The organism is uncultured Caballeronia sp., assembly GCF_964243625.1.
Classification (GTDB): Bacteria; Pseudomonadota; Gammaproteobacteria; order Burkholderiales; family Burkholderiaceae; genus Caballeronia.
Genome location: NZ_CAXTGZ010000550.1, coordinates 1 through 4,024, shown reverse-complemented (window position 1 = coordinate 4,024; position 4,024 = coordinate 1). Strand labels below are relative to the sequence as shown.

The following is a 4,024-nucleotide window of genomic DNA, read 5'->3' as shown; positions in this document are numbered from 1 at the left end:
CTCGTAATCGTCGGCGAGCTCGGCGAAGATCGTCCGGTACGTCGACGCGGGAAACCCGTTCGCGTGTGAAAAATGCAGGATGTCTTTCAAGCGTCGTGTCCTCTTCTCGTGCCCTCTTCTTTCTTACCGGCCCATCCAGTAGCGAGCGTGCGTTTGCCTGAACCGTTCGATGGAAACATCCGCCGACATCTCCATGCGTGCAGCGCCATCTTCGTCACTGCGAGACAGCTCGATACGACGCAGCCGATACCGCTCGAAAACAGTTGGATTCGGGTGGTTGAATCGGTTGCGGTAGCCTACCTGAAATACGGCGACGCGCGGCTCGACGGCGTCGAGGAAAGGCTCGGTAGACGATGTCTTGCTGCCGTGGTGCGGCACGACCAGAACATCCGCCTGAAGCAATGCGCGATCTTGTGTCAGTAACTGGCGCTCGACGTCCGCTTCGATATCCGCCGCGAGGAGCGCCGAGCGCCCGGCCGCGCTCGTTATTTTCAGCACGCACGAGGTCGCATTCGGCTTCGCCGCAAGCGGACCGGCCATTGGCCACAACACGTCGAACTTCACGCCGTCCCACTGCCATTGCTGACCTGCGATGCATCGCAGGGAGTCGCTGCCCTCTTCCCGGGCGATCCGCCACAAAGCTTCATGCGGCCGCATCGACGCCACGAACTGGCGCACCCGGATGCTTTCGAACACGGCGGGCGCACCGCCGGAATGATCGGAATCCGAGTGGCTGATCATGAGGGTATCGAGTGTGGAAAGGCCGTGCGCAAAGAGATATGGCACGACGAGCCGCTCGCCGGCGCGCGTGGATTCCGGGCCCGGGCCGGCATCGAAGAGCAAGGAATGACGCGCGGTTTCTATGACAATCGACGAACCCTGTCCGATATCCAGCGCCGTCACGCGGAACGTGCCGGTCGCGGGCGCATGCGATGGAGGGAAAACCAGCGGCAGCCACGTGAGCGGCGCGGCGAAGCGCAATGGCCAGCCGCGCGGCGCCAGCGCCCAGATCACGCCGAAGGCAGCGGCGGTCATTGCAAAGGTGTCCGGTTGCGGCAGACGCCACAGCGTCCACGCGGAGCCGGACAGATGCGCAAGCACGTCGCACATGATCGTCAACAGGCCGTGGGCGGCGCGGTAGGCGAATTCGTCCAATGGTGCGGGCAGCAAGACGGCCACCAGAACCGTTGGCGTGACCAGAAGACTGACCCACGGAATCGCAAACGCGTTGGCGAGCGGTCCGAGCAACGGGATCTGGAAAAACCAATAGGCGGTGAGCGGCGCAAGTCCGATGGTGATGGCGTACTGCACTCGTGCACTTGCAGCGATCCGGCGGCCGATGTCTCGTGCCATACGTCTGAGCCGCACACTCGAGCGAATGCCGGAGCGACGAAGCGCATCCGCGATCCGGTCACGCATGAGCCGGCGTGCGCGCGGCTGATCGTGGGGAATATCAGGGATCAGGTCTTCGTCGCGACCGGGCTCAGCCTCGTCCGCGATGCCGACCGATGCCCTTCTTCCCCGCGATGCAATCGCGAACAGGATCGAAGCCACGGCACAAAACGACAGCCAGAATCCCGCGGCCGTGACCGCCCACGGATCAAGCAGCAGCACGAGCGCAAGCGCCCACGTCAGCACCAGCGACGAAGCCGGCCTGCGCCCGCTCAGAACGGCAAGCGCAACGAAGCACAACATCCACATCGATCGTTGCGCCGGTACGTTGAAACCGGCCAGCGCGGCACAGAACGCTGCGAACGCGGCCGCCGTCGCCGCCGACGCCTTCTGCGCCGATACGATCAACGGCAACGGCATGCCGCGCCATCGCAGGCGTCGCCAGAACCATCCGCCGATCAACGCGGCGAGCCCCGCGACAAACCCGATGTGCAGCCCCGAGATCGCGACCAGATGACTCGTGCCGGTTGCGCGCAGCAAGGCCCAGTCGGCGTCACTGACCACGTCCTGCGCGCCGACCGCGAGCGCGACCTCGATTCCCCGGTGCGGCGCGCCATCGAGTGCGCTCAACACCCTTGCGCGCAACCGGGCGCGCCAGTGATCGATCATCAGCGTAAAACCTCGGGCATCGGTGGGCATTCGGCGCGCGGACTCCGGCATCGATACATACCCTGTCGCGCGAATGTTGCGGGCGAGCAGCGCCGCTTCGGCATCGCGCCCTCGAAAATTCGCGTTTCCGTGCGGACGTTTCAACCGCGTGACGAACGTCCAGCGCTGCCCCGCCCAAAGCGGCGGAGGCGGCGAGGCGGCAGGCCTGCGTTTCGATGCATCCACCGCCATCCACGACAACTGCACGATGCGCGGAAACTTAGGTATCCGTGCTTCGTTCGATTCCACTTCGAACAGGAAACGCGTGCCGTCCTCGCCTTGCATTGGCAGACCGCGCACAAAGCCGGTCAGCTCGATATTGCGGTTCTCGAATGCTGCGGGCAACCCGTATTGCAAACGACCTTCGGCGCGCGATGCGGCGTAGCTAAAACCGACAATAAAGGCGGCGCAGATCAAACAAGCGTAACGCCAACGCGGCAAATAAACTGAGAGCGTACAAGCGCACGCAACCGCGCATGCAGCGGCGCAAATAACCCACACGCCGGGCAGCGCAGCCTGCCGCTGCAGCCACACGATCCCGAGAGCAAACCCGATCAACATTCCCCGCACGCCCGCTCCTCAAAACCTTGACGCGAGCGCAAACGCATCGGCGAGAAAGCGTTTCTCTACGACGCGTGCAATCGAACAAGTCAGAAGAACTGATTATGCGGAGATAAGTGCAAGCCGCGGCAGTGCCAAGTGCGCGTTAGCCGTTGTGCCTATGGAAAGCGTCTCTTCGCTGATACCGCGCAATTCGGCCAGCACCCGCGCGATGCCCGCCACCTGATCCGGCGCATTTCGATGTTTGTATAACCAGGAGGGCGCAATATCCGGCGCATCGGTTTCGAGCACGATTGCATCGAGCGGCAGGTCAGCCGCAAGGCGCCGGATCTGCCGTGCGCGCTCAAACGTGAGATTGCCGCCGAAACCAAGCCGCATGCCATGCGCAATGAACGCTTCGGCCTGTTGAAAACTGCCGTTGAACGCGTGCGCGATACCCACATTCACGCCGTGCACACGCAAGCCTTTGAGCACTTTGTCCTGCGATTTACGCACATGACAAATGACCGGCAGATCGAAGTCACGTGCAATCTTGAGCTGCTCGTAATAGAAGAAGGTCTGGCGAGCGTCATCGAGGCCAGGAACAAAATAATCCAGCCCGATCTCACCGATACCCACAAACCGAGGATCATCCATGCTCGCCGCGATATGCTCGCGCAACACGCGCAAATCGTCGTCCTGTGCACGAGGAGTAAAAAGCGGATGAATGCCGAGTGCATAAGCGCCGCCCTCGATCCGATGCGCAAGCTCGCGCACCGTACTGAAGTTCTGGCGCTCGACGCCTGGGATCACGATTCGCCCGACGCCCGCTTTCAGCGCCGATGCCGCGACGTCTTCGCGGTCGGCATCGAATTCGGAAGCATCGAGATGGCAGTGCGTATCGATCCACATGATCGCTCCGTGATTCCCGCAACTAGACAGGTACGACCGGCTCCTCGAACAGCACGCCATCGCGCAGGCGCATGATGCGGTCGCAGCGCGCGGCCAGATCAGGATCGTGCGTGACGATCACGAAGCTCGTTTCAAGCGTCTGCGACAACTCCAGCATCAGGTTGAACACGGTGTCCGCCGTCCCGCCGTCGAGGTTGCCGGTAGGTTCGTCGGCAAGTACGCAGGCCGGATGGGTGACCAATGCCCGCGCGATGGCCACACGCTGGCGCTCGCCGCCCGACAACTCGCCGGGCCGATGTTTTGCCCGATGCCCGATACCCACGCGCTCGAGCATGTCCATGGCCTGCTTGCGGGCATCGACTTCGGTCATGCGGCGAATGCGCAGCGGCATCGCGACGTTATCGAGCGCGCTGAATTCAGCGAGCAGATGATGAAACTGGTACACGAATCCAAGCGCCTTGTTGCGCAACTC

3 protein-coding genes and 1 pseudogene are annotated in these 4,024 nt (G+C 62.7%); all 4 read right to left on the bottom strand.

The window, feature by feature from the left end; genetic code table 11:
- A pseudogene (locus tag ACFFAR_RS26785) lies at window positions 1-90 on the bottom strand (alpha/beta hydrolase); the annotation flags it as partial.
- Window positions 91-123: 33 nt separating this feature from the next.
- Window positions 124-2,670 (bottom strand): DNA internalization-related competence protein ComEC/Rec2, encoded by a 2,547-nt coding sequence (locus tag ACFFAR_RS26780; RefSeq protein WP_375508779.1) that lies wholly within the window; start codon window positions 2,668-2,670, stop codon window positions 124-126.
- A gap of 93 nt (window positions 2,671-2,763) precedes the next feature.
- On the bottom strand, window positions 2,764-3,552 hold the full coding sequence (locus ACFFAR_RS26775) for a TatD family hydrolase (protein ID WP_075360459.1): 789 nt from the start codon (window positions 3,550-3,552) through the stop codon (window positions 2,764-2,766).
- A gap of 22 nt (window positions 3,553-3,574) precedes the next feature.
- Window positions 3,575-4,024 (bottom strand): ATP-binding cassette domain-containing protein (locus ACFFAR_RS26770; RefSeq protein ID WP_174364812.1); only part of this gene is annotated, 450 nt, incomplete at its 5' end.

Bases quoted from the DNA above. Each gene is read 5' to 3' on its own strand.
- ACFFAR_RS26775 (WP_075360459.1), bottom strand. From the start codon at position 3,552: ATGTGGATCGATACGCACTGCCATCTCGATGCTTCCGAATTCGATGCC.